At 74.8% G+C, this 26858-nt stretch carries 20 protein-coding genes and 1 riboswitch; of the genes, 10 read left to right on the forward strand and 10 right to left on the reverse strand.

The features are described from left to right. Positions 1–23: 23 nt before the first annotated feature. A riboswitch (SAM riboswitch) is annotated at positions 24–142 on the reverse strand. A gap of 39 nt (positions 143–181) precedes the next feature. From E1B22_RS10080 to E1B22_RS10100, 6 genes are all read right to left on the reverse strand, one after another. Further along, positions 182–1129, reverse strand: a complete 948-nt coding sequence (locus tag E1B22_RS10080; RefSeq protein ID WP_167758911.1) for an ABC transporter ATP-binding protein — start codon at positions 1127–1129, stop codon at positions 182–184. Positions 1130–1222: 93 nt separating this feature from the next. Then, a complete protein-coding gene (locus tag E1B22_RS10085; protein WP_135225547.1) occupies positions 1223–2152 on the reverse strand; it encodes a hypothetical protein in 930 nt (309 codons plus the stop codon). Further along, on the reverse strand, positions 2149–2838 hold the full coding sequence (locus tag E1B22_RS12730; RefSeq protein WP_167758912.1) for an RNA polymerase sigma factor: 690 nt from the start codon (positions 2836–2838) through the stop codon (positions 2149–2151). The genes E1B22_RS10085 and E1B22_RS12730 overlap by 4 nt, the downstream gene beginning before the upstream one ends. Next, the gene (locus E1B22_RS12735) at positions 2835–3554 is read right to left on the reverse strand and encodes a hypothetical protein (protein ID WP_167758913.1); all 720 of its coding nucleotides are present in this window, start codon (positions 3552–3554) and stop codon (positions 2835–2837) included. The genes E1B22_RS12730 and E1B22_RS12735 overlap by 4 nt, the downstream gene beginning before the upstream one ends. Next, positions 3551–5959: a hypothetical protein gene (locus E1B22_RS10095; protein ID WP_135225549.1), complete on the reverse strand. Its 2409-nt coding sequence runs from the start codon at positions 5957–5959 to the stop codon at positions 3551–3553. Before E1B22_RS10095 ends, E1B22_RS12735 begins: the two co-directional genes overlap by 4 nt. Further along, positions 5956–6867, reverse strand: coding sequence for an ABC transporter ATP-binding protein (locus E1B22_RS10100; protein ID WP_135225550.1), 912 nt, complete (start codon positions 6865–6867; stop codon positions 5956–5958). Before E1B22_RS10100 ends, E1B22_RS10095 begins: the two co-directional genes overlap by 4 nt. A 288-nt stretch (positions 6868–7155) precedes the next feature. Here E1B22_RS10100 and E1B22_RS10105 point away from each other — a divergent pair, with 288 nt between their 5' ends. Beyond that, positions 7156–8166 (forward strand): DUF1648 domain-containing protein, encoded by a 1011-nt coding sequence (locus E1B22_RS10105; protein ID WP_135225551.1) that lies wholly within the window; start codon positions 7156–7158, stop codon positions 8164–8166. Between the two features lie 305 nt (positions 8167–8471). On the opposite strand, the gene E1B22_RS10110 is transcribed toward E1B22_RS10105, so the two are convergent. After that, on the reverse strand, positions 8472–9395 hold the full coding sequence (locus E1B22_RS10110) for a YgjP-like metallopeptidase domain-containing protein (protein WP_135225552.1): 924 nt from the start codon (positions 9393–9395) through the stop codon (positions 8472–8474). Positions 9396–9767: 372 nt separating this feature from the next. Here E1B22_RS10110 and E1B22_RS10115 point away from each other — a divergent pair, with 372 nt between their 5' ends. The 3 genes from E1B22_RS10115 to sfsA all read left to right on the forward strand — a co-directional run bounded on the left by E1B22_RS10115 (position 9768) and on the right by sfsA (position 12629). Continuing rightward, positions 9768–10217, forward strand: a complete 450-nt coding sequence (locus E1B22_RS10115; RefSeq protein WP_135225553.1) for a cupredoxin domain-containing protein — start codon at positions 9768–9770, stop codon at positions 10215–10217. Between the two features lie 301 nt (positions 10218–10518). After that, positions 10519–11694, forward strand: a complete 1176-nt coding sequence (locus E1B22_RS10120; protein WP_135225554.1) for a biotin--[acetyl-CoA-carboxylase] ligase — start codon at positions 10519–10521, stop codon at positions 11692–11694. After that, entirely contained in the window at positions 11691–12629 is a 939-nt protein-coding gene (sfsA, locus tag E1B22_RS10125; protein ID WP_243123321.1) for a DNA/RNA nuclease SfsA, read from the forward strand. The genes E1B22_RS10120 and sfsA overlap by 4 nt, the downstream gene beginning before the upstream one ends. Here sfsA and E1B22_RS10130 read toward each other — a convergent pair. Both E1B22_RS10130 and E1B22_RS10135 read right to left on the reverse strand, forming a co-directional pair. Further along, a complete protein-coding gene (locus E1B22_RS10130; protein WP_135225555.1) occupies positions 12557–13465 on the reverse strand; it encodes a MurR/RpiR family transcriptional regulator in 909 nt (302 codons plus the stop codon). The two genes, sfsA and E1B22_RS10130, sit on opposite strands and share 73 nt — an antisense overlap. A 77-nt stretch (positions 13466–13542) precedes the next feature. Next, positions 13543–14877, reverse strand: a complete 1335-nt coding sequence (locus E1B22_RS10135) for a Glu/Leu/Phe/Val dehydrogenase (protein WP_135225556.1) — start codon at positions 14875–14877, stop codon at positions 13543–13545. Positions 14878–15303: 426 nt separating this feature from the next. Between E1B22_RS10135 and E1B22_RS10140 the strand changes: the two genes are divergently transcribed. Next, the gene (locus E1B22_RS10140; protein WP_243123323.1) at positions 15304–16980 is read left to right on the forward strand and encodes an acyl-CoA synthetase; all 1677 of its coding nucleotides are present in this window, start codon (positions 15304–15306) and stop codon (positions 16978–16980) included. 190 nt (positions 16981–17170) lie between these two features. Here the strand turns inward: E1B22_RS10140 and E1B22_RS10145 are convergent, their stop codons facing one another. Continuing rightward, on the reverse strand, positions 17171–18139 hold the full coding sequence (locus tag E1B22_RS10145; RefSeq protein ID WP_135225557.1) for a patatin-like phospholipase family protein: 969 nt from the start codon (positions 18137–18139) through the stop codon (positions 17171–17173). A 671-nt stretch (positions 18140–18810) separates the two neighbouring features. Here E1B22_RS10145 and E1B22_RS10150 point away from each other — a divergent pair. From E1B22_RS10150 to E1B22_RS10170, 5 genes are all read left to right on the forward strand, one after another. Then, positions 18811–20751 (forward strand): spore germination protein, encoded by a 1941-nt coding sequence (locus tag E1B22_RS10150; RefSeq protein WP_243123324.1) that lies wholly within the window; start codon positions 18811–18813, stop codon positions 20749–20751. Between the two features lie 138 nt (positions 20752–20889). Beyond that, a complete protein-coding gene (locus E1B22_RS10155; RefSeq protein ID WP_243123326.1) occupies positions 20890–22077 on the forward strand; it encodes a GerAB/ArcD/ProY family transporter in 1188 nt (395 codons plus the stop codon). Between the two features lie 263 nt (positions 22078–22340). Continuing rightward, complete coding sequence (locus E1B22_RS10160; RefSeq protein ID WP_243123874.1) at positions 22341–23423, forward strand: Ger(x)C family spore germination protein; 1083 nt, start codon at positions 22341–22343, stop codon at positions 23421–23423. 698 nt (positions 23424–24121) lie between these two features. Next, entirely contained in the window at positions 24122–25408 is a 1287-nt protein-coding gene (locus E1B22_RS10165; protein ID WP_243123327.1) for an MFS transporter, read from the forward strand. Positions 25409–25600: 192 nt separating this feature from the next. Continuing rightward, on the forward strand, positions 25601–26725 hold the full coding sequence (locus E1B22_RS10170; protein ID WP_135225560.1) for a citrate synthase: 1125 nt from the start codon (positions 25601–25603) through the stop codon (positions 26723–26725). Positions 26726–26858: the final 133 nt, after the last annotated feature.

Genomic DNA, 26858 nt, shown 5'->3' on the forward strand with positions numbered 1-26858 from the left:
GGGCCGAAAGGATCTCCGGCGCCCTCTCATCTCTCAGGACCCGTGCGGATCCTGCAGGAATTGGCACCTTACCGGCCGCCAAGGCACGGCCGGCGGTTGCCGGGCTTCATTGGGCCAGTCCCTCCGCCACTCTGGATAAGAGAGCAGACGCGCTCGGTTGTCATGACTGTTGAAAGTGATGCTACCACGGGCGCCCGGGCGGGTCAATCACCTGGAGCCTCCTCGGCACCCCGGGCCGATCCGGTTCGTCCGCAATGCAGCGGAGGTACCCCTCCACCGGCCCCGGCTCCACCGGTGCCGCCGCGGGATGGGGACGTCGCCGGGCCAGGAGCCGCAACACCTGCAGGCGACCCTGGCCGGCCCGGGCCGGTTCGTCCCGCCGGCCGGTCACGACGAACCGGCGGCGCAACCGCTCGAGGGCGGGATCGCCGGGGGGCAGGCAGAGCTCCCAGACCCAGCCCGCCGCCCAGGCCGCCAGTTGACTCGGCGTCCCCAGGAACCGCACGGTGCCCCGCTTCAAGACCAGCACGCGGTCGGCGACCTCCGTCAGCTCCCGCAACCCGTGCCCGCCCACGATCACGACCCGCTCCCGCGCCAGCAGGCGGAGGCGGCGAAACAGCTGCTGGCGGCCGCATTCGTCGAGGGCCACCGCCGGTTCGTCCAGGATCAGGATGTCGGGGTCGGCGAGCAGCGCCTGGGCCAGGAAGAAGCGCTGGCGCCAGCCGCGGGAGAGGGTCGCCAGCGGACGGGAGGCGACGGAGGCCAGACCCCACTCCTCGGCCACTTCGGTGACCCGCTCGTCCACCAGGGCGTCCGGGATCCCCTTGAGCCGGGCGAGGTAGCGCAGGGCCGCCGCCACCGTCTGGCCGGGATACACGCTCAGGTCCTGGGGCTTGTACCCCATCTGCCACCGGTAGGCAGCAGGGTCGTCCGCGATCTCCCGCCCCTGCCAGCGCACGCAGCCGCGGGAGGGCGGAAGGACGCCCGCGAGGACGCGCAGCAGGGTGGTCTTGCCCGCGCCGTTGGGCCCCACCACGGCCAGGATGCCGGGGCCTGCGCCCAGGCTGACGTTCCGCAGCACCGGCCGCCATCCGTAGCGCTTCTCCAGCCGGATCGCTTCCAGGTACACGCCACCCAGCTCCCGGGTCGGGGGCCACCAGCCCCGATGCCTTTCCGTCGGCGATGGCGATCCTTCAGCCCGGTTGGGCGGGAGTGGACACCGTCAGTCCCTTGGCGCGGGGGTGGTGGCAGGACGCGCCCCCGTCCGCACCCAAAGGAACGCCCAGACGACCGCCGTGACGGCCAGCAGCAGGACCTTGCCCTGCCACCAGGCGCCCGTTCCCGGCGGCGCCGCCAGGGCCCACACCAGCCCGCTCCCCGCGCCCGGCGGCGCCAGCTGCCGCCAGACCATCGCGGCCCAGAGGGTCATGGCCGCCGCCGGGCCGGTCACCCCGCCCCAGCGCAGGGACAGGACGAAGGCCACCGTGCCCAGGAACAGGAACGGGGCCAGCCAGGCCAACAGCAGGGCCGCGATGTGGACGCCACCGGCAGCGGCCGGTCCCCCCAGGTGCAACGCCAGGGTCGCCAGCGCCAGGAGGATCGCGTCGTAGAGGGTCACCAGGACGAACCGGCCCAACGCCAAGGCCAGCGGATCCACGGGACAGGCCCGTTCCGCCTCCCCCAGGCCGGTGCCCGACCCCCGGAACGCCACCGCCACCCCGCCCACGGCCAGCAGGGGTGCCACCCAGAGGAAGAACGGCACGGACTGGCGCGCCGCGGCCACCAGCAGCAAGGTGGCCGCGAGGGCGGCCGAGCCGAGCCAGAAGGACCGCCCCAGCAACGTGACCTGCGGGCGCAGGACGGCCAAGAGGCCCATCGCGCCGGGCATGCCCGAGCCACCGGTGGCCACCAGGCGCCGGCGGAAGCGCGGGCGGTCCCCGTGGGCCAGGACGGGGCGAAGGCTGTCCAGCAGCCGCTCCGTCATGGCCGGCGTGGGATGGGGGACCGCGTCCTGCGCCAGCCAGGCCAGCACGGTCTCCAGCTGCTCCGGGGACAACCCCCCGGGGACGTCGCCCAGCTCTGCGACGATGGCGTCCCGCAGGCGCCGGATCTGCTCGCCATCGACGGTCCGATCCCGCAGCCGGTCGCTCATCGCGGCCCGACCCCCTCGCGCCAACCGGTCCGGGAGCGCCGGCCATCTCCCGCCGCTCGGCCTCGCCCGCCCGTCTCCGACGGCCTCCGGTGGGGTCGATCGGGCCGGCCGGCCGGGGCGGCTCCCTGCAGCCGGGCGTGCAGGGCCCGCAGGCCGTAGTGCAGCCGCGACTTGACGGTGCCCACCGGCGTACCCAGGATGTCCGCGATCTCCGGCAGCGACAGGTCATGGTAGAAGCGCAGGACGATCACGGCGCGCTGGGCGGGCGGCAGCTCTTGGAGTGCCACCCAGACCCGCTGGCGCTGTTCCTTGCCCTCCAGGACCTCGGCGAGGGAGATGACCCGTCCCCGCGGCGCCTCGGACTCGGCCGACGGGATGCCGGTGTCGCCCCCCGCCACCTCCCGCCGGCAGGCGGCCTTTTGCCAATCGAGGATGCGCCGGGTCAGCACGCGGAAGAGCCACTGCTTCAGCGCACCGGGCTGCTGCACCGTATGCCCCTTCTCCAGGAGCGTCACGAAGGTCTCCTGCACCAGGTCCTGGGCGGCGTGGTAGTCCCGGGTGCACCGCCAGGCGTAGGCCCAGAGCGGCCCGTGATAGCGGCGGACCAGCGCCTCCAGCGAGCTTTGGCTCCCTTCCTGCAGTTGCCGCCAGAGCTCCCCGTCCGTGGGCTGCGCTTCTCGCGTCACCGCAGCCAGCGCTCCTCTCTGCGGAAGCCCAGCGAGGTAAGGACCGCCACCGCCACGGCACCCCCGACCAGCCATCGGCGGTTGGCCGCGTAGTCCAGCGCCAGCGGTCCCGCACGCAGGTACAGGACGCTCAGCGGGTCGACCAGCGTGCCGCTGGAGGCCAGGTCGGCAAGCCAGAAGGCGCTGGCCGCCATGATCCCCCATAGGCTCGCCCGTCCCAGCAACGTCCCCGCCAGGCTCAGCGCGGCCAGCCACAGGGCCGGTGGCACCAGCAGCACCAGCACGTCCGACGCTTGCCAGCGAATCCCCGCCGGCGCGACCGCCGCCGGGTGGGCCGGGTGCCAAGTCGCGGCGGCCGTTGCCGCCCAGGCCCCCACCGCCACCAGCCAGACGACACCGGCCGTGATCGTGCGCACGAGCAGCAGCCGCGTGGCGCCCCCGGGCAGCGAGAGCCGCCACGGGATGGTGCCCTCCTCCCAGTCGCGGCCGGTCACCGTCGCCGTGATGGCGGCGCCCAGCAGCGGGAGAACGAGTTCCATCCCACCCAGGACGAAAGGGGCCGTCAACGGCCCGTTGCGCTCCCGCCAGGCGAGGACCGCCGTCCAGGTGGCCCAGCTCAGGACGACGAGCACCGGCACATCCCGGTCCACGGCCACCCGCAGTTCGTAGAACCAGCGGCGGCGGTAGGGCCGCGAAGGACTTCGCGAACCGATCACCGCCGCTCCTCCTCCCCATGGAGCCGACCGGGTGCGACGCTCCGGCTCAAGCGTTCCCGTGCCTTGGCGGTGATGGCCTCGGCCCCCGGCAACGCCTCCACGGCCTGCAGGAAGCGCTCGATCCGGCTCTGCAACGCATTCGCCAGCGCAGGTCCCGGATCGGCCTCGGGCCCGGCGGGCTCCCGCACCGTCCGCAGGGCGGCCAGACCGGCCTCGACGAAGTGGCGATGGACCGCCCCCACGATCCGGCGCGCCGCGTCTTCGCCCACGCGGGCGGCGACCTCGTCCAGGGTGAGGAACACGGTCGCAGCCACCGGATCCACCACGTCCAGACCCTGCCGCACGCGGTCTCGCACATCGGGGAACGGCCCGGACCGCGGCGTCCCCTCCGCCGCCTCCTGCACCAAGGCCAACGCCTTGGCCCGGATGGCACGGGGGTCTCGAGCCTGGACCATGTGATACCGGACGTTGAGGAACTGGACCGTCCCCAGCTCCACCGACGTGAAGACCACCCGCGTACGGCCGCCTGGACCCGAGACCACCCGGACCGATTCCGCCAGCGGGGCGGCACCCAGCTGGCCGTCGCCTCCCCACCTAAGGGCCAAGGCTAGGGCGTCGGCCAGCCGCTGGCGGCCAGGATCGTCCGTCCCCCGATCCGCCGACGCGAACGACAACAGCTCGTGCTCCCGGACGACCAGCACACCGGGCACCACGAAGGGCTCGGGCACCTCCACCACCACCGGCCGGGGTGTGAGATCGGGGTGCCACCGCGGGGGACCGAGCCAACGGCGATGGTGGTCGACGCGCTGGGCGACCGCCTCCAGCAGCGGGTCCAGCGCGCGGACGTGGTACGGGTGGGCGTAACCTTGGAAGGAGCCGTGCTTCCTGCGGACATAGGTCGCCCCGAAGATCCGCAATTCCCCTGCCCGACCTGCCAGCTGCACCTTCCGGCGCCCGCCGGGAGCCACCGCCTCCGCGACGGACGGCACGTTGCCGATCACCGTGAAGCCGGCAGGCATGGTGACCGTCACGTCCCACCGGGTGCCGTCGGGCGGAGCGGCGAGATCCGGGTAGTAGAGGTGCTCCAGGACCGGCGGGCCGCCTGGGGTGAGCCGCCATGGGCGGTCCGGCCGGTAGTGACAGGTGTAGCGGACCCGGCCGCCGAAGGTCTCGCCCGGGGCCAGGGGAGCCGGCGGGATGAGCTCCGTTCGGCTGCCGGCCAGGGGGCGAACCGGATCCGGGGACGTGGCCCTGGGCGCCGCTCCTTCCACGACGCAGGTCGGTCCGAGGTGGACCGGGATGGACCGGAGCGGTGCCGCGCCAACATTGCGGACGAGCACGTCGGCCTGCGCCCGGTAGCGGGAGCGGTCCTCCTCCAGCTGGACCTGGAGCGTGAGGTGCTCCGCCACCACGGGGGCACGGTCCGCGGCGGGCGCTCCCTGTTGACCCCCGGCTGCCTGAGCCTGGGCGGGCTGCGGCACGTTCCGGAAGCCTGGCCCGATCACCTGTTGCCAGTCCAGATACGCGCGGCCCGCGAGGCCCGCAGCCAGGAGAAGCAGACCCGCGGCTCCGGCCAGCATCCACCGGCGGCGCGGCAAGCCGGCAGTCCCCGCCTCCCGGCGCGGGTGGTAGGTCAGGGCGGCCAGCACGAGCCCCAGCACGGCGAGATCCAACTGGACGAAGCGGCGCCAGAAGTTCAGCGGCTCGTAGGGATAGAGCCCGCTGACCGCCGACGGCTGCAGGAAGATCCCTCGCGGGGGTACGCCCGCCGGCAGGGCCGCCGCCGCGGCCGGCAGGTACGACGTCACCGGCGATGTGGGCATGGCCGTCAACGCCCACAGAACGGGCACGAGTCCATAGGTCAGCAGGGAGGACAGGGGCAAGGCGCCCAGCAGGGTACCGAGGGTGTGGAGCAGGCTGACGCCCGGCAGGAAGTGGCCCCCGTAAAAGGTGGCCAATATCGCGGCCTGCACCGGGGCGTCTCCCTGCGCCGCCTGGAAGAGCGTCGCCACCACGAAGAGCTCCAGGCCGGCCAGACCCCAGGCGAGAAGGCCACCCAGCCAACGGGCCGTCACCCACTCCGCGTTGGAGACGGGCAGACTGTCCACCCACTCCCTATCCTGGGATCCCCGGTCACGCCCCATGGCCGCCGCGGAGGCGAAGAGGACGATGAGGCCGCCAAAGGACAGGCCGTCCCTCAGCAGTTGCCAGGACACGTCCTGGCTGGTCAGGATCGGCGGGACGGGCGCTCTCAAGGGCAACCCCCAGAGATGCATGGCGGCCAGCGCCAGCCAGAAGCCGCCGCTGCGCAACCAGAGGCAGAGCTCCTTCCCCGCCAGAGCCAGGAAGCGGCGCCAGCGTCGGCCGCCCGGATGGATCGTCGGCGCCGCTGCGGATCCCCTCATCCCTCACCCTCCGCCAAGACACCGGACACCAGCCCCACGTAGGCGTCCTCCAGCGTCGGTTCGGCGGGAACGCCAAGGCCGCCGGGATTCTGTCCGGCCACCACCCGGGCGGCCACGCCTGCGCCCGCGGGCCGGACCTTGACCACCGCCATCTCGCCCGGAAGCCGCTGCAGCTCCGTCTCCGACGCCCGGACTTCCCATACGCGGCCCCGCACCCGGGACACCAGCTCCGCGGCGGAGCCGGCAAACAGGAGCCGGCCCTCCCTCAGCACCGCCAGCCGGCTGCAGGTGGCGGCCACGTCGGCCACCACGTGGGTGGAGAACACGATGGTCCGGGTCCGGCCGAGCTCCGCCAGCAGGTCCAGGAACCGCAGGTGTTCCTCCGGATCGAGGCCGGCCGTCGGTTCGTCCACCACGAGGAAGGGAGGGTCGGCCAGCAACGCCTGGGCGACGGCCAGGCGCCGGCGCATGCCGCCGGAATAGGTGCCGCAGAGGCGGTGGGCCGCGTCCAGCAGGTTGACCCGTTCCAGTACCTCCTGGACGCGCCGCCGCCGCACCGCAGGATCCTCGAGGCCGCGCAAGAGGGCCACGTAGTCCAGGAACTCCCGTCCCGTCAACCGGCGATAGACGGCGAACTCCTGGGGGACGTACCCCAGGAGCCGGCGTACGGCCTCCTTTCCACGGGGCAGGCGGTGACCGGCGATGGCGAGGGTGCCCTCGCTGGGATCGAGCACCGTGGCCAGGATGCGCAGCAGGGTGGTCTTCCCGGCCCCGTTGGGTCCCAGCAGGCCGAAGATCCCCGGCCCGATGGTGAGGTCCACCTTCTCCAGCGCGGTGACCCGGCCGAACCGTTTCGCCAGCCCTCTCGCCTCGACCACGACGCCTCCAGTCCCTGGCTCACCGGCCATGGACGCACCTCCCTCCGCCGCACCTGCCGAATCATCGGACCGTTCCAAGGACGAGACGGGGCACCCATCGGTTCAAACGAGACAAGGGGGCAGGGCCCCGGGGGTCGGCACCGCGGTGGGAGAACGGCGCGTCCGACCGGGAATGGGGGGGACGACGCGGCGTGATCTACGATTTCGCTGTTGGATTGCCCATGTTACGTTGTCCATGGGGTTCGCTGGCTTTCACGGAACCCGTCGCACGAAGCCGGACGCTGGGTGAGGGAACCCCCATGGGAGGGGATCGGTCCCGTGGACCCAAAGTCCCAAGCCCAACTCCTCAAGGAGGCCTTCAGGAAGCCCCCGGGCCCGTGGGAGTGGTTGCTGGAGGGGTTAGCCTTTCTGGCGATGGCGGCCACCTGGGCCGTTGTTCTGGTGGCGTGGTCCCACCTACCCGACCAGATCCCCACCCACTTCGGCCTCGGCGGCGAACCCGACGCCTACGGCCCGCGTCGCTCGCTGTTCCTCCTGGTGGGCGTCCAGCTGGCCATCTGGGTCGGGATGACGCTGCTCATCCTCCTGGTACCCCGCGGAACCATCAACTGGCCTGGGGAGATCACGGAAACCAATGCGCAGCGCGTGGCCACGTCGATACGCGGCATGTTGCGGGGTATGAAGGCCTTCGTGGTCGTACTCCTCGGCTTCCTCGCGCTGGAGACGGTGCTCATCGGCCTTGGACGCCAAGCGAGGCTGGCCGATTGGCTCCTGCCAGTCGCGTTGATCTTGCCGCCCTTCATGCTGGCGGTCGGTCTGGCCTACGGCCTGTCGGGTCCGGAACCCGGCTACGGGCAGGGCACCGGGGGCAAGGGCGGAACTTCGGGGAACGCCGGGCGTCGATCCCCGGCGGTAGGCCAGCCCCGTCGAGGACGCCAGACCCTGTTCTGGAGCTTGGTGCTCCTGGCCCTGCTGGCGCTGGCCTCGTGGGCTCCCATCTGGATCGTGCAGGAGTGGGGATGGGCACCCGACCGATCCACCGCCCTGGCCGTCGGCACGATGATGGTGCTGGTGGGCCTTACCATGCCCTTCGTTCCGCCGAACCCGTGGATCGGGATCCGCACGTCGAGGACGCTCTCCGACAGGCGGGTGTGGGCGGAGACGCACCGGTTGAGCTCCCTGGTGTGGGTGGCCGGCGGGGTGCTGCTCGCAGCCATGGGAGTGGCCGGCTGGAACCCGCTGGTGGCCCTCATCGTCATCGTGGCGGCGGTCGTAGCCGTCTCGGCGGCCGTCTCCTACGCCGTGACCAAGCGGGTCCAGAGGCAGTGACATCCCGGCCCGCGGAGGCTGGAGTGCACGCCACCAGCTGCCCCCGCGAGGCTTGCCTGAAGCGGCGGCCGGCCGCCATTCCGACGACGGGTCCAGCACCGGGACGCATCCCCTCGCCGGGTCATCCCGTTCCCCGCGCACGTCCCCCAGGGAGACGGGGCGCCCGCCGGCTGAGCCACCGCTGGGTGCCCTCGGACGGATCCATGCCCTGGTGCTGCGCGGCGGATCGATCCACCGCCTCCCCCGGGCCGGCCCATGGCGCAGGGCGGCGCCCTGCCGGCGCGCCCGTCCGGCCGCGGCCACGCCTAGGGGAGAGGTCGCCCCATTCCCCGGTCGGCCGCCGAGGGCCCGATGGACCGGGCGGGCCGCAGCCACCCGGGCACGTAGCTCCACGCGCCGCGCAGTCGGCGCCGGTGCTCGGCGGCCCGGGGGTCGTGGCGGTGGACCAGCCGCCAGAAGGCCGGTCCGTGGTGGAGGTGCACCGTGTGGCAGAGTTCGTGGATCAGCACGTGCTCCACCAGCTCCGGCGGCAGGAACAGCAGCTTGAGGCTGAGCCGCACGTGGCCCGCGGCCGAGCAGCTCCCCCACCGGGTCTTGGGACATCCGACGGACGAACCGGCCAGCCGGAACCCGCGTTCCCGCGCCAGCCGCTCCAGCCAGGGCAGGAGGCCCGCCCGCGCCCGACCGGCCAGCCAGCGCCGCAGGAACGGGGCCCACCCCACCGGCCCCCGGCGCACCAGGGGTGCCGGGATCCAGACCTGGCCGGCCAGCGTCAGGCCGGCCGGCACCGACCGGGCGTCGGCGAGCCCGTCCGTCGCGGCCGGCCGTCCGCGGGCGGCGTCCACGCCCACCGCCCAAGCCTCGCCCAGGGCTCGCAGCAGCAGCCAGCGCGGCAGGCCGTCGTCCGCGTCGAGGGCCGCGTCGGGCAGGGCCCCGGCGCGCCGCGCCTGCTGCTCGAGCCGACGCCGCGCCCGCCGGATCCAGGCCGCATGCTCGGCCACCACCTGGGGGATCCGCGGCAGGGCAAAGCCTCGCGGCACCACGACCACCAGGCCCTCGGCGGGGGACATCACCAGGCGCACCCGTCGGGCCCGGGCACTGACCCGCACCGTGTAGGGCGGGAGCGGGTCGACCCCCTGCCGCCGCAGCCCGTCGCCCTCCCCCGGCGGCCCGTCGCCCTCCCGCCGGGGCCTGCCACCGCACCGTCGGTCCCGCTGGGAAGCCTCCATCCCCTGGATCGCCCCCTTGCCCGGGCCGGGCGGGGCGCCCCACCCGGCCCGCGGGCACCCCGCCCGGGCAGGCGGCGGCGCCGTCGGCCATCGCCTCGGTCCCCTGGTTCGCGCCCTGCCTCTCCCCTCCTTGTGGACAACCGGCTGCCCGGGGGGCCCGCGGGCCCGGGAGGACGCCGCAGCCGCCGGTGCGGACGAACGACGCGGGTCCGGGGGCGTCGGCTCGCGGGAGCCGACGCCCCCGGACCCGGCGCATGGGACGGGACGGCGGTGGCATACATTGGTCGCGGGATGGGGCGGGCGGGGAGCGCCGGGGAAATCGCGGTCGACGGTCGTGGAGCCGCCCGCCGTCCGTCCCCGGGAGGTGCCACCGTGTCCGAGGGGTCCCCCGGTGCGGCCGCCCGCTCGGTCCTCGCCCTGCTGGTCTCGGCCGCCCTGCTGGCCGGCGCCCTGGGACTGCGCGCCCGCCCTGCGGAGCGGGGGGAGCGAGGAGCCGTGGCGGGCGTCGCCGCGATGTCCGGCCGACCCGTGGCCGATCGCGTCATCCGCCTGACCGAATACGCCTACGAGCCGGCGGTCATCGAGGTCCGGCAGGGCACGCGCTTGCGCCTGACCCTCATCAACGCCGGTCGGGAGGAGCACGAGCTGGAGATCGCGGGCTACGGCCTCGAGGTGGCGGGGCTGCGGCCCGGCACCCGCGTGCGCCTGATCTTCAACGCCGACCGTCCAGGCCGGTTCGAGCTCGCCTGCCACATGCCCGGCCACTACGAGAAGGGGATGCGCGGCGTGCTGGTGGTGCACCCCGTCGAGGGGACGCGGTGAGAACGGGCGCCCCGGGCCGGCCGGCGCCTCGCCGGGCCGGCGGACCCGGCCGCGGGAGGCCGCCGACGCGGCGGTGCTGCGACCCGGGAAGCGGTACGTGGCGGGCCGGGCGGGGAGCGAGGTCCGAAGGAGGCCCGGGGATGGTCGTCCCGCAGCGGCCGGGCCCCGCGGCGAGGACCCGCGGGCGCGCCGGAGGGGGCGGGGCTGCGCGGAGCGTCGCCATGGCCGGCCCCTTGCGCAGGCGGCGGGGACGAGCCAGGCGACGCCGCAGCGTGGTATGGTGTTCCCGGGAGGAACGCCCATGCACGCTGCCGAGCCCCTGTCCCAGGCCCGGGCCCGCACCCGCGTCCTGGCCGCCCTGCTGGCCGCCGGCGGCCGGCCCGTCTCCGGCGCGGCCCTGGCGGAATCCCTGGGGGTGACCCGCACCGCGCTCTGGAAGCACATCGAGGCCCTGCGCCGGCTGGGTTGGCCCATCGCCGCCCGGCCCCATCGGGGCTACACCCTCGATCCCCAGGCCGCGTCGCGGATGACGGCCCACCGGTTCGTCCCGGAGCTGCTGGAGGCCCGGCGCCTGGGCTGCCGCCTCGGGCACACCGTCCACTGGCTGGAGGAGGTCGGGTCGACCAACGACGTGGCCCGCCGCCTGGCGGAGGCGGGCGCCGCGGAGGGCACGGTGGTCCTGGCCGGGCGCCAGCGGGCCGGGCGCGGCCGGTTGCGCCGGTGGTGGTGGAGCCCGCTGGGCGGGCTGTGGATGTCGGTGATCCTGCGGCCGACCCTGCCCCCGGAGCGACTGTCCCTGCTCACCCTCGCCGCGGCCGCTGCCGTCGCCGAGGCCGTGGAAGGCCAGGCGGAGCGCCCGGTGGCCCTGAAGTGGCCCAACGACGTGCTGATCGACAACCGCAAGGTCGCGGGCATCCTGCTGGAGAGCGTCGCCCACCCCGACGGGGCGGAGTACGTGGTGGCGGGCATCGGCGTCAACCTGGACGTCGAGGGGGAGCCCGTGCCCGCCGAGCTGGAGGGCCGTCTCACGTGGCTCGCCCGGGAGGCGCCGCGACCCGTCAGCCGCAACGACCTGGCCGAGGCCATCCTCGAGCGCCTCGAAGCGCGGTACGGGCAGCTGCACCAGGAGGGGGCCGAGCCCGTGCTGGCCGCCTGGCGCGCCCGGGCCGCCTGGCTCGGCGAGCCCGTCCGCGTCACGCTGCCGACCGGCGAGGTGGTGGGCATCGCCCTGGACGTCGCCGCCGACGGCGCCCTGGTGGTCGAGCAGGCCGACGGCCGGCGTCGGCGGGTGCTGGCGGGGGACGTCCAGCGCCTGCGGCCCGCGGAGGCCGCAGGCGTGCGGCCCGTGGAGGCGGGCGCGCGGCCCGCGGAGGCGGGCGTGCGGCCGGCGGAGGCCGCGGGCGTGCGGCCCGCGGAGGGCGCGGGCGGCAGCACCGCGACCTCGCCGGGTGCGCCGCGGGGGGACGGGGCGCCGTGACCGGCGGGCAGCCGGGGGTGTCGGCATCGTCGCCCCCGGCGCCGGTGACGGTGGCCTGGCCCCAGCCGCTGGTGCCGGTGATCGTCCTCGGCCGGCTGAACCGCTTCGCCGTCGCCGCCCTGCCGGAGGCGGAGGTGCCCGACCGCGCTCCCGCGCCGGTCCCGCCGGCCGGCGGGACCGGCGCGCCGGCCGCCTCCGAGGCGGTGGGGGGCCGCGACGGCGCGGACCGGGACCGGCCGCTGCGCCTGCACCTGCCCAATTCGGGCCGCATGGCCGAACTGCTCGCACCGGGCACCCGCGGCCTCGCCCGGCTGGCGGCCGGCGACCCGCACCGGCGCACGGCCGGCGAGCTCCTCCTCGTCGCCTACCGCGGCCGCTGGGTCTCCGTGGACGCCCGCATGCCGAACCGGCTCTTCCTCGCGGCCCTGCGCGCCCGCGCCCTGCCGCCCTTCGCCGCCTACCGCCGTTGGCAGGCGGAGGTCCCCTGGGGCCGCGGCCGCCTGGACTTCCGCCTCGAGGACGCGGACCCGCCCGCCCCGCCCTGCCTGGTGGAGACCAAGTCCTGCAACCTGGTGGAGGGCGGCACCGCCCTCTTCCCCGACGCACCCACCGCCCGCGGCAGCCGGCACCTCGACGCGATGGCGGCCGCCGTCCGCCAGGGCTGGCGGGCGGCGGTGGTCTGGTTCGTCCAGCGGGACGACGCGGTGCGCCTCGCCCCCCACTCCACGGCCGATCCGGCCTTCGCCGCCGCCCTGGCCCGGGCCCGGGCGGCCGGCGTCGAGGCCTACGCCTACCGCTGCCGCGTGACCCCGGCGGCCATCGCGGTGCTCGACGCCATCCCGGTGCTCACCGCGCCGGTCGTTCAGGGCGACCCCTCGCCCTCGGCGTCGCCCGGTGCGGCGATGCGGTCGGAGCGGCGTTCCTCCTTGAGATAGGTGCCCTGACGGTCCCAGATGTCCTCGAGTTCCCGCAAGGCCGCCCGGACCCGGTCGGGCTGGGCCAGGGCCACCGCCGTGATCAGGGCGTTGATCAGGCTCAGGGGCGCCACCAGCGAGTCGGCGAAGGACGGCGACTCCGACCGCGCGGGGAGGACGATGCGGGCGTCTTCCACCAGCGGCGAGACCACGCTGTCGGTGATCAGGATGGTGCGGGCACCCCGCCGGGCCGCCAGGCGGAAGGCGTCGGCCGTCGCCCGGGCGTACCGCGGGAAGGTGATGCCCACCACCACGTCCTCGGGTCCGACGGCCATCAGCTCCTCCAGCACCGTGCCCGCCTGGGTGAGGGTGCGGGCGTTGCGCAGCATCAGCTGCAGGTAGTAGCCCAGGTAGTGGGCCAGGGCGGCGGCGCTGCGGTGGCCGACCACGTAGATCGTCCGGGCCCCCTGCAGCGCGGTCACCGCCTCGCCGAAGCGGTCCCGCGGCAGGGAGGCCAGGGCCGCCCGGATGTTCTCCATGTCGGTGCGCAACACGGTGTCGAGGATGGTCTCGGCCCGTTCGCCGCGTTCCTCCGCCAGCACGAGGCGATCGGCGGCCGAGAGGCGGGCCCGCAGCTCCTCCTGCAGGTCCCGCTGCAGCTCGGGGTAGCCACTGTAGCCCAGGGCGATGGCGAACCGCACCACCGTGGACTCGCTGACGCCCACGGCCGCCCCCAGCCGCGCCGCCGTCATGAAGGCCGCCCGGGGCTCGTTCTGCAGGATGAACTCGGCCAGCTGGCGCTGGGCTCGGCTCAACCGGCCAGCCTGCTTGCGCAGCCGTTCGGCAAAGCTTGCCATGACCGCCTCCCAACGCGGCGGGGCCGGCCCGGAGCGGGCCGGCCCCGCCCGATTCCCGTCCGTCCCCTCCCCCGACCTTACACCGACGCCGCCGGCTCGCCGAAGACGTCGACGGCGGCCTCCGCCGGCTCCGGCTGCGGCACGTGGTGGTAGTCGGTGGCGGGAACCCAGCCGCGGGCGATCATCGCCTCGGCCAACCGGTCGACGGCCACCATGTAGGCGGCCAGCCGCATCGGCACCGACTCCTCCACGTGGCAGCGGTACACCGCCTTGAACGCGCCCACCATCAGCCGCTCCAGCTGGCGGACCACCTGTTCCTCCGACCAGTAGTACTGCATCAGGTTCTGGACCCATTCGAAGTACGAGACCGTCACGCCGCCGGCGTTGGCCAGGATGTCGGGCAGGACGAACACGCCGCGCCGGTAGAGGATCTCGTCGGCTTCCGGGGTGGTGGGGCCGTTGGCGCCCTCCGCCACGATGCGGGCCCGGATGTGGGGCGCGTTCTCCTCGGTGATCACGTTCTCCAGGGCCGCGGGGACCAGCACGTCCACCGGCAGGCGGAAGAGGGCCTCGTTGTCGATGGGCTGGCCGCCCGGGAAGCCGCGCACCGTGCCGTTCTGGCGTCCGTAGGCGAACAGGGCCTCGACGTCGAGCCCGTCGGGGTTGTACACGCCGCCATAGGCGTCCACCACCGCCACCACGCGCGTGCCGGCGCGGTGCAGGTGGCGGGCCACCCAGCTGCCCACCTTGCCGAACCCCTGGATGGCGGCGGTCATGCGGTGCATGTCCAGCCCCAGGACGCGCGCAGCCTCGCGGATGACGATGACCACGCCCCGGCCCGTGGCCTCCCCGCGCCCGCGGGAGCCGCCCAGCACCACGGGCTTGCCGGTGATCACCGCCGGGTTCGGATGGCCGGTGAGGCGGGAGAACTCGTCCAGCATCCAGCCCATGACCTGGTCGGACGTGTTGACGTCCGGCGCCGGGATGTCGCGGTCCGGCCCGATGAACCCGGCCAGCGCCCGGATGTAGCCGCGGCTGAGTTCCTCCAGCTCGCGGCGGGACAGCTCCCGGGGGTCGCAGACCACGCCCCCCTTGGCACCGCCATAGGGCAGACCGAGGAGCGCACACTTGCAGGTCATCCAGATGGCCAGCGCCTTGATCTCGTCCAGGTCGACGCGGGGGTGGAAGCGGATGCCTCCCTTGGTGGGACCCAGGACGTCGCAATGCTGGGCGCGGTAGCCCTTGAACAGCTTGAGCCGGCCGTTGTCCATCCGCACCGGGATGGAGACCTCGATCACGCGGGCCGGCTCCTTGAGCAGCTCGTAGACGTCGGGACCCAGTCCCAGCCGGTCGACGACGGCGGCCAGCTGGCGCTGGGCAGCCCGAAGGGGCGAGTGGTTCGCCTCCGGCATGGCGCGTCGTTCCCCCTCGCGGGCGTCGGGCCTCGACCGGCCAGGGCGCCGGCGGGGAGCCCGGGCCTGCGCGACGGGTCCCGTCGGCGTCGACCGCCCTCGCCCGGCCCTACCCGGGCGAAGCCAGCTGGCGCCCGACCACCGCCGCACCCCGTCGCCATCCCCGCCGCCCTCCGGTCGACGGGAAGCGCCCCCGTTGCGGCCCGCCACCCGCCCAAGCCGTGGTGGGAACCGCTGCCCTCGACACCACCGGTATGCCGGTGGCCTGCAGACCGGTTCGTACGGGCAGCAACGTGGAGCAAGTCTTCCGTCCAGCATTATACGTCGTTGCAGGATCGCCGTCACGACGGCGGATCGATCTCCCGCGAGCCCGCCGGCGGCGGCCAGGAGATCGCGTCCGGGCCGCCGAACCAGGGAGCGGAATCCATGCGCGAGGGGGATGCGGCCATGGGGAGCCTGCGCATCGAGGTGCCCGAGCGGTACAACTTCGCCCGCGACACCGTGGACCGCTGGGCCCAGGACGCCGACCGCCGCGCCATGCTCTGGGTCGACGACGACGGCACCGGTCACCCCTTCACCTTCCGCCACTTCGCCCAGCGCTCGCGCCGGGTGGCGGGCCTGTTACGGTCCCTGGGCGTGGGCCGGGGGGACCGGGTGGTGGTCGTGCTCGGCCGGGAGGTGGCGTGGTGGGAGGTCATGCTGGGGCTCATCCGCCTGGGCGCCATCCCCGCGCCGGGCACCACCCTGCTGACCGCCCGCGACCTGCTCTACCGCATCCAGCGTACCGAGGCGGTGGCGGTGATCACCGACGCCGAGGGGGCCGCCCGCGTCGACGCGGTCCGCGACCAGTGCCCGTCCCTGCGGGTGGGCATCGTGGTGGGCGGGACGCGGCCGGGCTGGATCGGCTACGAGGAGGCGGTGGCCGCCGCGCCGGCCGACGAGGGCGAGGTCACCCGGGCCGACGATCCCATGTTGATCTACTTCACCTCGGGCACGACCGGGTATCCGAAGATGGTGCTGCACGACCACAGCTACCCCCTCGGCCATCGCGTGACGGGCGAGCTGTGGTGCGACCTCAAGCCCGGGGATCTGCACTGGAACGTATCCGACACCGGTTGGGCCAAGGCGGCCTGGTCCAGCCTGTGCGGCCCGTGGGTGGCGGGGGCCGCGGTGATGGTGGACCGCAAGCCGGGGAAGTTCGACCCGCAGCGCACCCTGGCCCTGATCCAGCGGCACCGGCCCACCAGCCTCTGCGCGCCGCCCACCGTCTACCGGCTCCTGGTGCTGGAGCCCCTGGACCGGTACGACCTCTCGAGCCTGCGTTCGTGCGTCTCCGCCGGCGAACCCCTGAACCCCGAGGTCATCCACACCTGGCGGGAGGCGACGGGCGTCACCATCCGCGACGGGTACGGCCAGACGGAGACGGTCTGCATGGTCGCCAACTGGCCCGGCCTGCCGGTCAAGCCGGGTTCCATGGGCACGCCGGCCCCCCACGCCGAGGTGGCCATCGTCGACGAGCAGGGTCGGGTGCTGCCGCCGGGGCGGGAGGGCGACATCGCCATCCGGGTGGAGCCCGAGCGCCCGGTGGGCCTCTTCCGCGAGTACTGGAAGGACCCCGAGGGCACCGCGGCGCGGCGCGTGGGGCCGTGGTACATCACCGGCGACCGCGGCATCGTCGACGAGGACGGCTACTTCTGGTTCGTGGGCCGGGCCGACGACGTGATCATCAGCGCCGGCTACCGCATCGGCCCCTTCGAGGTGGAGAGCGCCCTGGTCGAGCACCCCGCGGTGGCCGAGGCGGCCGTGGTGGCCAGCCCCGATCCCGTGCGGGGCAGCATCGTCAAGGCCTTCGTCGTCCTGGCGCCCGGCTACGAGCCCAGCGACGCCCTGGCCGTCGAGCTGCAGGAGCACGTCAAGCGGGCCACCGCCCCCTACAAGTACCCGCGCGAGATCGAGTTCGTGCCCGACCTGCCCAAGACCATCTCCGGCAAGATCCGCCGGGTCGAACTCCGGGAGCGGGAGCGCCGGCGCAAGGCGCAGGCGGCGGCCGGCGGCCCTGCGAGGGCGGGCCAGCCCGCGGACGAGCCCGGCGCGCAGGGCTAGGGCGGCCGGCCCGCTCCCCTGTGCGCCCCTCCCCGGGCAGGACGCCGCGTGGGGACCGCTGTCGCCGGGGGCCGCGGCGGCGGGTCGTGGGCGCCCGCCGCCGCGGCCCTTCGCCCGATGCCGTGTCCCGGGCCGGGGGCCGGTTCGTCCGGACGAACCGGCCCCCGGCCTCGGCCCATCGGCGTCCCCCTCAGACGGCCAGCGGCCCGGCCTGGCCCCGGAACGCCTGCTTGTACCGCCCGAAGTCCCACCGCCGGAAGAACCGGGTGGCCGCCTCCCGGCCGGCCTCGTAGAGCCGGCGCCGCGTGGTCAGGTCCAGCTCGAAGTCGGTGGTCCGCACCCCCAGGGTGGGGACCGCGATGGTGCGGGCGGCCGTGTGGGCGTTGGCCAGCTCCTCCCGGGCCTCCAGGGCGGTGCTGATCAGCGCCACCAGGTAGCCGAGGGGTCCGTCGAAGGGCACGGCCTGGTCGACCGGGTCGGCGAGGCGAAAGCCGAAGGTCGGCCAGGGCGGCACGCCCTCCACGTCGAACAGCCACACCGGGAAGTTGGCCACCAGCCCGCCGTCCACCAGCAGGCTGGTCGCCGGTCCCGTCGGCGTCGGGTAGACCAGCGGGACCGGCTCGTAGAAGTAGGGCAGCGCCGCGCTCATGCGCACGGCCCGGGCCACGGGGAAGTCGCCGGGCTCGAGCCCGTACGCGGGGAGGTCCCGCGGCAGCACCACCATGCGCCGGCGGGTGACGTCCGCCGCCACCACCTGGAGGCGGTAGCGGAAGCGCGGGTCCTCGCCGGCCAGGGCGGGCGGCAGCTCCAGGTCGCGGAAGACCCGGACCCCCTTGCGCGCCAGCAGGTCCTCCAGCCACGCCTCCAGCGCCTTGCCCTCGTAGATCCCGTTCTCCAAGAGCAGGCTCAGCAGGCCGCCGGCCAGCGGGATGCGGTCCAGGGCGTCCCGGTCGCGGAACCGGCGGAAGTCGACGGTCTCCATCAGCTGGCGCATCTCCGCCGGCGTGTAGCCCGCAGCCCGCAGGGCGGCGACGATGGCGCCGGCGGAGGTCCCGCCCAGGTTGACCCAGCGATAGCCGCGCTCCTCGGCCACCTCCAACGCCCCCACCAGGGCGATGACCCGCACCCCGCCCCCGGAGAGGACGGCATCGGCATTCACGGGCAACCCCCCTCGCGTCGCGCTGCGCTCCCACCCGTCCCGCCGCCGTCGCGACCGCGGCACCGCGACGGGGGGCGGGACCCCTGGGCCACCCTATGCCGGAGCCGGCCGAGCCGGTGACCCCACCGGTGCAGGCCACCGCAGGGGCGCTCGCGCCGTCCAGCCTCGGGCCACCGCGGGCGCGCTCGTGCAGTCCAGCCCCAGGCCGCCGGGGGCACGCGCGCAGTCCAGTCCCGGGCCGCCGACGGACCCCGCCTCCACCGATGCAGGCCGCCGCCAGGATCGCCCCCGCAGGTGCAGGCCGCCGCGGACGCCCGCCACCCGCGGTGCACGCCGCCGGGATCACCCCCGATGGGGCAGGCCGCCACCGGGACCGCGCTCCCGCCGGTGCGCGCCGCCGCAGGGACCGCCCCCGCCGGTCCAGCCGGCCGCCGGGATCGCCCCTGCCGGTGCAGGCCGCCGTCCGGACCGCTCCCCGCTGGTCCACGCCACCGCCGCCGGGATCCCCGCTGCCGGCACCGCCCCCGCCGGTGCACGGCACCGCAGGGATCGCGCCTCCGCCGGTCGGCCCATGCCCGCCGGCCGGGGGGCGAACCCGGCCCGCCGGCCCGCGGGCCGGGTGAACGGCCCACGGGCCGGAAAAGCTAACCCACGGCCAGGAGGTGACCGCGTTGGGGCTCTGGTCGGCGTTGCGCACGCGGCTCGGCCGCCGCGACCCGGGCGAGGGGTCCTCGTCCGCGGCCCGCGCCCGTCGCGGCGGAACCGGCGAGGGGTCCGGGCGACGGCGCCCCTTCCCTGCCACCGCCGGGGAGATCCGGTTCGACGGCCCGGCGGGCTGGTGGGCCGTGGCCAACATGACGCGACCGCCGGACCCGGCCGCCGCGCCGCGGCGGGACGCGCCCCCGACCCGGTCCGACCCGGCGTCCCCTCGCGCCCTCAAGCTGCTGCGGCGCCACACCCGCCGCACCCTGGCCGCCATCGACGCGCTGCTGGACCATGCCCGGGGGGCGCCCGGGGCCACGCGGCATCCCCGTGCCGCCACCCGCGACGACCTGCGCCATGCCCGTCGACAGCTCGCCTACTACATCGGTCCCAGCGATGACATCATTTACCGGCCGTTCCGCTTCGGGCCGTTGGCGGGGCTGGTGGTCTACGCCGACGGCGTCGTCGACCCCAAGTTCGTCAGCGAGGCCGTGCTGGAACCCCTGCAGCGCCTGGCCGCCGTCCGCGGGGCGGCCGCCCGGCCCCCTGCGGGGGCTGCCGACCCCGCGGCGGCCGAGCCGTCGGCATCGCGGGCGCCGGGATGGCGTCCCCCGGCCCGCCGGCCCGGGCGCCCCCGTGGCGGCGCGGCCGGGGCGGCCCGCGGGCCAGCCGGGCCGCCGACCCCGGCGGCCCGGCTGGCCCGGGAGCTGCGCCAGTCCATCACCATCGCCACCGAGGTGCGCCGCACCCGCTCCTACCGCCGCGCGGCCCAGGCCGTGGTGGAGGGCAAGGCGGCCCTGGTGGTGGCGGGCGTCCCGGACATCCTGACCTTCGGCGCCGAGGGCTGGCCCAAGCGTCAGCCCGACGAGCCCGAGTCCGAGCGCACCATCCGCGGGCCGCGGGAGGGCCTGGTGGAGACCCTGTCGGACAACCTGGCCCTGATCCGCCGCTGGATCCGCGACCCCTCCCTGCGGGTGCGGAAGCTCAAGCTGGGCCGCCGGACCCGCACACCGGTGGCCATGGTCTACATCGAGGACGTGGCGCCCCAGGCCCTGGTGGACGAGGTGTGGGAGCGCCTGCAGAGCATCGACGCCGACGCCGTCATCGAGAGCGGCACCATCGAGGAGTACCTCACGGGGCGGAAAGGGTCGATCTTCCCGTTGGTACAGGCCACCGAGCGCACCGACAAGGTGGCCGCGGCGCTGCTGGAGGGCCGCGTCGTGGTCCTGGTCGATCGCAGCCCCTTCGGCCTGTTCCTCCCCACCTCTCTGAACGAGCTGTATCAAAGCCCAGACGAATATTACGTCAACTTCTGGCAGGGCTCCGCCGTCCGCTTGCTACGGGTGGTGGGCCTATTCATCTCGCTGGCCTTCCCGGGGCTTTACATCGCATTGGTGGGGTTCCACCCCGAACTCGTCCCCACGAAGCTGGCCCTGGCCACCGCCGGGATCCGCCAAGGGGCACCGATGCCCGCCGCGGTCGAGCTGGTGGTGATGGAGCTGCTCTTCGAGCTGTTCCGCGAGGGCGGCCTCCGCCTGCCCGCGGCGGTCGGGCAGACGGTGGGCATCGCAGGCGGCGTCGTGCTGGGCACCGCCGCCGCCCAGGCCGGGTTCGTCTCCGGGATCGTCATCGTGGTGACGGCAGGCACGGGGATCGCGTCCTTTGCCATCCCCAACTACTTCCTGGGGTTGACGTGGCGCATCCTGAAGTTCGTCTTGATCGGCCTCAGCTCCACCTTTGGCCTGACGGGGCTGATGGCCGGTCTCCTGCTGATCGCGGCACACCTGGCCGCCGCCGAATCGGCTGGCGCACCGTACACCACGCCCTTCGGTCCCTTACGGCCACGTCGGCTCCTCAGTGCGGCCCTGCGCCCGCCGCACTGGGAGAAGGACGCCTCCCAGCGTCCCTGACCCCATGCGGGGGCGCGGCCTCGCGGCAGGCAGGGCAGGCGGCTGACGGTGCTCCCGTAGGTCCCGTACCGCAAGACCCGTTTGACACCCTTTCCTGGTCCCAGGGGTGGAGGATCGCAGAGGAGGTGTGCTCGACTGGTGCCGCGCAGGCAACGCGAGCGGGATGGGCAGCCCATCCGGCCGCCGGTCCGAGCCGGCGCCCCGCGCCGTGCCCGGCCGTCGGCCAAGCACCACGGCATGTGGATGTCCTCGCGCGGCCTGGCCGCCCTCCTATTCTTCACCCTGTTCCAGTTCTCCCTCCTGGATGGCCCGATGTGGCTCGCCCGAGCCGCCGATCGCTTCGGGTGGCTTGCACAAGTCCTCGGTGCCCTATTGGGCTTGGTCGTCGTCCTCGCGATCCTCGACCTGGCCGCACGGTTTCCGGGCCAGACGGTCTACCAGTACGCAGGTGCGATCCTCCCGCGCCCGGTAGCCTTCGCAGCCAACGGTGCCTTGCTGTCGTACAGCCTCCTCTTCCTCGGCTACTTCCTGCGCCAGTTCGTCGACGTGGTGCAGACCTACCTCCTCCCGCGGACGCCGTCGTGGGCCATCGCGACCCTGGTGGTGGCGGGGATCGTGCTGGTGGTGGGCCTGGGGCCGCTGGCGTTGAACCGGCTGGCGCAGATGCTCCTGGTGCCGGTGTTGGCCGCAGCCGGGACCATGTTCCTCTTGTCTCTGCGCAATGTGGATCCCCTGCACCTCCTGCCGCTGTGGCCGGTGCCGGCGACCGTCCTCGCCGCCGCCCCCACCGCGGGGTTCGCGCCCTTCATCCCAATCAAGCACCTGACGGTCCAGCTGGCGACGGTGCGCGATCCCCGGCGCCAGGTGCGCACCGTGGTGGGCGTCTACCTCGGGGTGGCGGCCTTCAAGGTGGCGGTCACCGCCGCGACCCTGGCCACGTTCAGCCCCCGGGCGGTGGCGCTGATGGGGTGGCCGACGCTGGAGGCCTTGCGCATCGTCCAGGTGCCGCTGGCGCTGCTCGAGGAACTCGGCCTGCCCGGCCTGGTGGTCTACCAGGTCGTGCTGTTCGTCTCCAGCGCCGTGTACTTCGTCACCGACTACATCGGGCTGCCGGTGTGGCTGGGTCTGGGTCCCCGGGCGATGCCCTACCTCCTGCCGGCCCTGGCCGTGGGCGCGCTGGCCGTGGGCCTCTGGCCCCAGGACCAGTCCCAGATGGACGCCCTGCGGCGCGTCGTGGTCTACGGCGGCCTGTACGCCGCGGCGGCCTACCCCTTGCTGCTGTGGGCGGTGGCCCGCCTGCGGCGCCTGGGGGTGGCGCCGCCATGAGGCCCCATCCCGGGGGTGGCCGGCCATCTCAGGGAGCCCCTTGGAGGTCCGGTGGCCGCAGGGCGCCGGCCTGGGACCGCCCCGGGGGAGGCCTGCTGCTGAGGCCCGGGCCCAGGCGGCCTGGCGGGCGGGGCGGGGCCGCGGCCCGTGCGGGGGCGGCCCCGCCGCCGACGCCTTGCCGGGCGGAGGTCGACCCCGACGGCCTGGCGGGCCGGGTCCGTGGCCGGCGGGCGGCGCGCCGGCGGGCGGCGGCCCTGCTCCTGCTGGCCGCGTTCCTCCTCGCGGGTTGCTGGGACCTGGAGGAGATCGACCGGCGGACCGTGGTGCTCGGCCTGGTCTTCGACCTGGCACCCGGCGGCGGCTGGCGGATGCTGGCCACCGTCCCCGATCCCCGCGCCCTGGTGCCCTCGGGCGGCACCGCCATCGGACCCCAACCGGAGGAGCCGGCCTACGTGGTCCTGGAGACCCGCGGGCACACGGCGACGGAGACCCTGGCGGCGCTGCGCGACGTCACCAGCCGGGATCTGTTCCTGGGGCAGCTCATGGTGGTCGGCGTCAGCGACCGGCTGGCCCGCCGGGGCATCGGCCCCCTGCTGGAGTTCCTCATGAACGACACCGACATCCCCCGCGCGGCGTGGTTCGTGGTCGGCCGGGGCGATCCCAAGCGGGTGATGACCATCAAGCCGCCGCAGCAGACCTTCCCCGAGTTCTACCTGGACGACGTGTTGCGTGCCCGCAGCAAACCCGCAGGGGTGCTGGGGCTGCCCTACTGGCGGCTGTGGGTGACGACCCTCAACCCGGGGCGGGACGCGGTGGTGCCGCTGGTGGAGGGGGGCCCCGAGGGCCAGATGCGCGTGGCCCGGGCCGCCGTCTTCCGCGGCCAGCGCATGGTGGGCGTCCTGAGCGCCGAGGAGACGCGCCTGCTGGCGCTGACCCGCGACGCCCGCAACACCGCCTGGCAAGTCCCCATGGGGCGGGGCCGCAGCATCAGCCTCCGTCCGCTGGGCGTCTGCGCCGACATCGTGCCCCTCTCGCCGGCGGCGGACGGCTCCCCCCGCTTCCGCTTCGACGTCGAGGTGAACGCCATCCTGATGGAGGCCCACGGCTTCTCGGGCCCCCATCACCGCCTCTTCGAGCGTCACGCCACCACGGCCCTGACCCGGTCCGTCCGGCGGCTGATCGACCGGCTGCAGCGCCTGGGCGCCGACCCGTGGGGCTTCGGGGAGCGGTGGCGGATCGCCCACCCGGATGCCTTCGCCCGGCAGCCCTGGCACAGCCAGTGGCCCCGCGCCGAGGTGGACGTCCAAGTCCGGGTCAACATCAGCCGGGGCGGCGCGTTCCACTGACCACTGAAGCCCCCCGATTGGCCCGGCTCGGTCGGACCTCTTTGCCCGGCTCGGTCGGACCTCTTTGCCCGGCTCGGTCGGACCTCGGGCACCCCACGGGTCAGCCGGACGCCCGGGCAGCCGGACGCCCGGGTCGGCCCGCCGTGCCCCTGCATCGCACCTGCCGCCTCCGCCCACCTTTCCCGGGCGGGGCCGATGTGCTATGCCGGTATCGGAATTGGTTCGTTCCCCGAAGGATCGGTGGCCGCCCGCGGACCGCCCCGGTGGGACGTCGCCGTCGCCGTGGTCGGGCGTGGCGGCGTCGGCCAGACGGTGCGGCGACATCGGGGTCAGGCTCGACTGGCGCCGGGCGCGGGCGGTGAGGGGTCGGAGGCAGTCGGCGGCCCGCCGCGCCCGTCGGCGTCCTCGGCAGGTCGACCCGCCGGTGCGCTGGCCGTCGGGCGGGTCGGCGGCGCGCCGCGCCCGTCGGGTACGCACGCAGCCCTCGGACCGGGTGAGGTCGACACCGGAGGAGCGCGATCGCCATGGAGCGGCGCGGGTCGTGGACAACCCACCGCGGGGAGGCCGGCGTCGGGGCGGCGCAGCCGGACGCCGCCGAAGGAGCCAGCGGGGGCGCACCGCCGGTGGCGCCGGCGCGGGCCTCGGGCCGTGCCGGTCTCCCAGCGCGGCGGCCCGGGTCCTGGGAGGGGCGGCCCCCCTTGACCCGCCGGCAGCTGCGCGACACCCTCTGGCGGGTCAACGTCCTGGCCGCCCTGACCTTCGCCGTGGTCACCATGTCGCGGCCGCTGTTCTCGGTGTTCGCCGCCCGAGAACTGGGAGCCGGCGCCACGGGGCTCGGGGTGGTGGCCGGGACGTATGCCCTCGTGCCCCTGTTCCTCTCCATGCCGGTGGGCGGCCTGGTGGGTCGCTGGGGCGAGCGGCCCTTGCTGGTGGCGGGAGCGGCCGGCCTGGCGGCAGGGCTCCTGGTGGCCGCGGCCAGTCCCGCGCTGCCCTGGCTGGTAGCAGCCGCCCTGGTGGCGGGCATGTCCCAGATGCTCCTGGTGGTCTGCACCCAGACCCTGGTCACCAGCCTGGGCGAGCCCCGGGAGCGCGAGCAGCAGCTGGCCTGGTTCACCACCGCCACCTCCGCCGGCCAGCTGGTCGGTCCCCTGGGGGGCGGACTGCTGGCGGATCGGGTCGGCTTCCGGGCCACCTTCGCCGTGGCGGCGGCGCTCTGCCTGGCCGGCGTCCTGCTGGCGCGGCGCGTGTACGCGCCGCCGGCGGCCGCGGCCCCCATGGACCTGCGCACCCAGGCGGGCCGGGCCCGCGAGCTGCTGGCCCTGCCCGAGATGCGGCTGGCCATCCTGGCCGCCTTCTCGTTGATCTTCTCCCTGGGCGTCAACCAGTCGTTCTACGCGGTGTACGTCACCCAGGTCTTGGGGTTCAGCACGTCCACCCTGGGGATGCTGCTGGCGGTGCGCGCGGTCACGGCCCTGGCCGTCCGCGCCTACATGCGGCCCCTGGTCGCGTGGGCGGGCGGTCGCTTCCGCGTGCTGTTCCTGGCCATGGTCGCCGGGGCGGCGGCCCTCGGCGTCACACCGCTCCTGCGCGACGTGGCGTCGCTGACCGTGGCCGCCGCCCTGCTGGGGATCGCCACCGGGCTGACGATGCCCCTCAGCATGCTGGCGGCGGCCAACTCCGTCCCCACCGCGGAGCGCGGCCTGGCCATGGGGGTGCGTCTGACGGGCAACCGGCTGGCGGAGCTGACGAGCCCGCTGCTCTTCGGGCCGGTGGCGGATTGGGTCGGCCTGGGTCCCGCGTTCCACGCCGCCGGGGTCCTGCTCCTGGCGGCCGCCCTCCTCTCCCTGCGCTGGCGCCACGGGCTGGACGACGCCGACCGGCTGGCCGGCGCGGCCTCTCCGTCCGGCGCCGACGAGGACCTCGCCGGCGGCGGCCCCCTGGAGGGCCGCGGGGCGCGACCGCCCGTCCACCGCGCGGGAGACTGAGGGGGCGGGCGGGAGACTAGGCAGGGGAGGACTGCCGCCCCGCAAAACCGAAATTGGCCCGACGGGGCCGGGCGGACGGGACCATCGTCACCGCCGCGTCCGCGGGACGGCGGGCGGACGGCCCGGTCCGGTGTCCCCACGCGGCGCCGCCGGAAACCGATGTCCGACTTCGCGGCAGGAAGGGGATGTGGCATGACCCAACCGAACCCCGCCGGCTTGGAAGACGTGGTGGCGGGCACGTCGGAGATCTGCTTCATCGACGGCAAGGAGGGCCGCCTCCTCTACCGCGGCTACGACGTCCGCGACCTGGCGGAGCACGCCACCTTCGAAGAGGTGGTGTACCTGCTGTGGCACGGCCGGCTGCCGAACCGGGCGGAGCTGGACGCCTTCGTCCAGCAGTTGCGCTCGCAGCAGGCGCTGCCCGGCCAGGTGCTGGAGCTGATCCGGCACATCCCGCCGGCCACCCACCCGATGGCGGCCCTGCGCACCGCGGTCTCGTTCCTCGGCACGCTGGATCCCGAGCAGGACGACCAGTCCCGCGAGGCCAACCTGCGCCGGGCGACGCGCCTGGTGGCCCAGTTCCCCACCCTGGTGGCCGCCATCGAGCGGGTGCGCCAGGGCAAGGAGCCGGTGGCACCCCGGCGCGACCTGTCCCTGGCGGCCAACTTCCTCTACATGTTGCGGGGGGAGGAACCCAGCCCGCTGCACGCGGAGGTCATGAACGTCGCCCTGGTGCTCCACGCCGACCACGAGCTCAACGCCTCGACCTTCGCGGCCCGGGTGGTGGCAGCCACCCTGTCCGACATGTACTCGGCCATCACCGCCGCCTTGGGCGCCCTCAAGGGTCCCCTCCACGGGGGAGCCAACGAGCAGGTCATGCGCACCCTGCTGGAGATCGGCTCGCCCGAGCGGGCCGAGGCGTGGGTGAAGCACGCCCTGGCCCAGCGGCGCCGCATCATGGGCTTCGGGCACCGGGTCTACAAGACCGAGGACCCGCGGGCCACCATCCTGCGCCGGCTCTCGCGCAAGGTGGCGGAGGCGGCCGGGGAGCTGCGCTGGTTCGAGATCTCCCAGGCGGTGGAGCGGGCGGTGGCGGCGGAGAAGGGGCTCCATCCCAACGTGGACTTCTACAGCGCCTCCACCTACTACGTGATGGGGATTCCCTTCGAGCTGTACACGCCGATCTTCGCCGTCAGCCGGATCTCCGGGTGGACGGCCCACGTCCTCGAGCAGTACGCCAACAAGCGGCTGATCCGACCGCGCGCCGAGTACACGGGCCCCACCCATCGGCCCTGGGTCCCGCTGGAACGGCGCTGAGCCGCGGGCCCGGGCGACCGGCCGCCCTCCCCGCGGGGCGCGCCTCCCCGCACCGCACGGGAGGCCGCGGGGGGCGGCAGGGCGGCGGATCGCGGCGGGGGACGATCCACTGCGGCGGATGCGGGCGGCCGCC

This window comes from Thermaerobacter sp. FW80, from assembly GCF_004634385.1.
GTDB classification, from domain to species: domain Bacteria; phylum Bacillota; class Sulfobacillia; order Thermaerobacterales; family Thermaerobacteraceae; genus Thermaerobacter; species Thermaerobacter composti.

Bases quoted from the DNA above. Each gene is read 5' to 3' on its own strand.
- E1B22_RS10085 (WP_135225547.1), bottom strand. From the start codon at position 2,152: ATGAGCGACCGGCTGCGGGATCGGACCGTCGATGGCGAGCAGATCCGG.
- E1B22_RS10095 (WP_135225549.1), bottom strand. From the start codon at position 5,959: ATGAGGGGATCCGCAGCGGCGCCGACGATCCATCCGGGCGGCCGACGC.
- E1B22_RS10100 (WP_135225550.1), bottom strand. From the start codon at position 6,867: ATGGCCGGTGAGCCAGGGACTGGAGGCGTCGTGGTCGAGGCGAGAGGG.
- E1B22_RS10110 (WP_135225552.1), bottom strand. From the start codon at position 9,395: ATGGAGGCTTCCCAGCGGGACCGACGGTGCGGTGGCAGGCCCCGGCGG.
- E1B22_RS10120 (WP_135225554.1), top strand. From the start codon at position 10,519: ATGCACGCTGCCGAGCCCCTGTCCCAGGCCCGGGCCCGCACCCGCGTC.
- E1B22_RS10130 (WP_135225555.1), bottom strand. From the start codon at position 13,465: ATGGCAAGCTTTGCCGAACGGCTGCGCAAGCAGGCTGGCCGGTTGAGC.
- E1B22_RS10135 (WP_135225556.1), bottom strand. From the start codon at position 14,877: ATGCCGGAGGCGAACCACTCGCCCCTTCGGGCTGCCCAGCGCCAGCTG.
- E1B22_RS10140 (WP_243123323.1), top strand. From the start codon at position 15,304: ATGCGCGAGGGGGATGCGGCCATGGGGAGCCTGCGCATCGAGGTGCCC.
- E1B22_RS10170 (WP_135225560.1), top strand. From the start codon at position 25,601: ATGACCCAACCGAACCCCGCCGGCTTGGAAGACGTGGTGGCGGGCACG.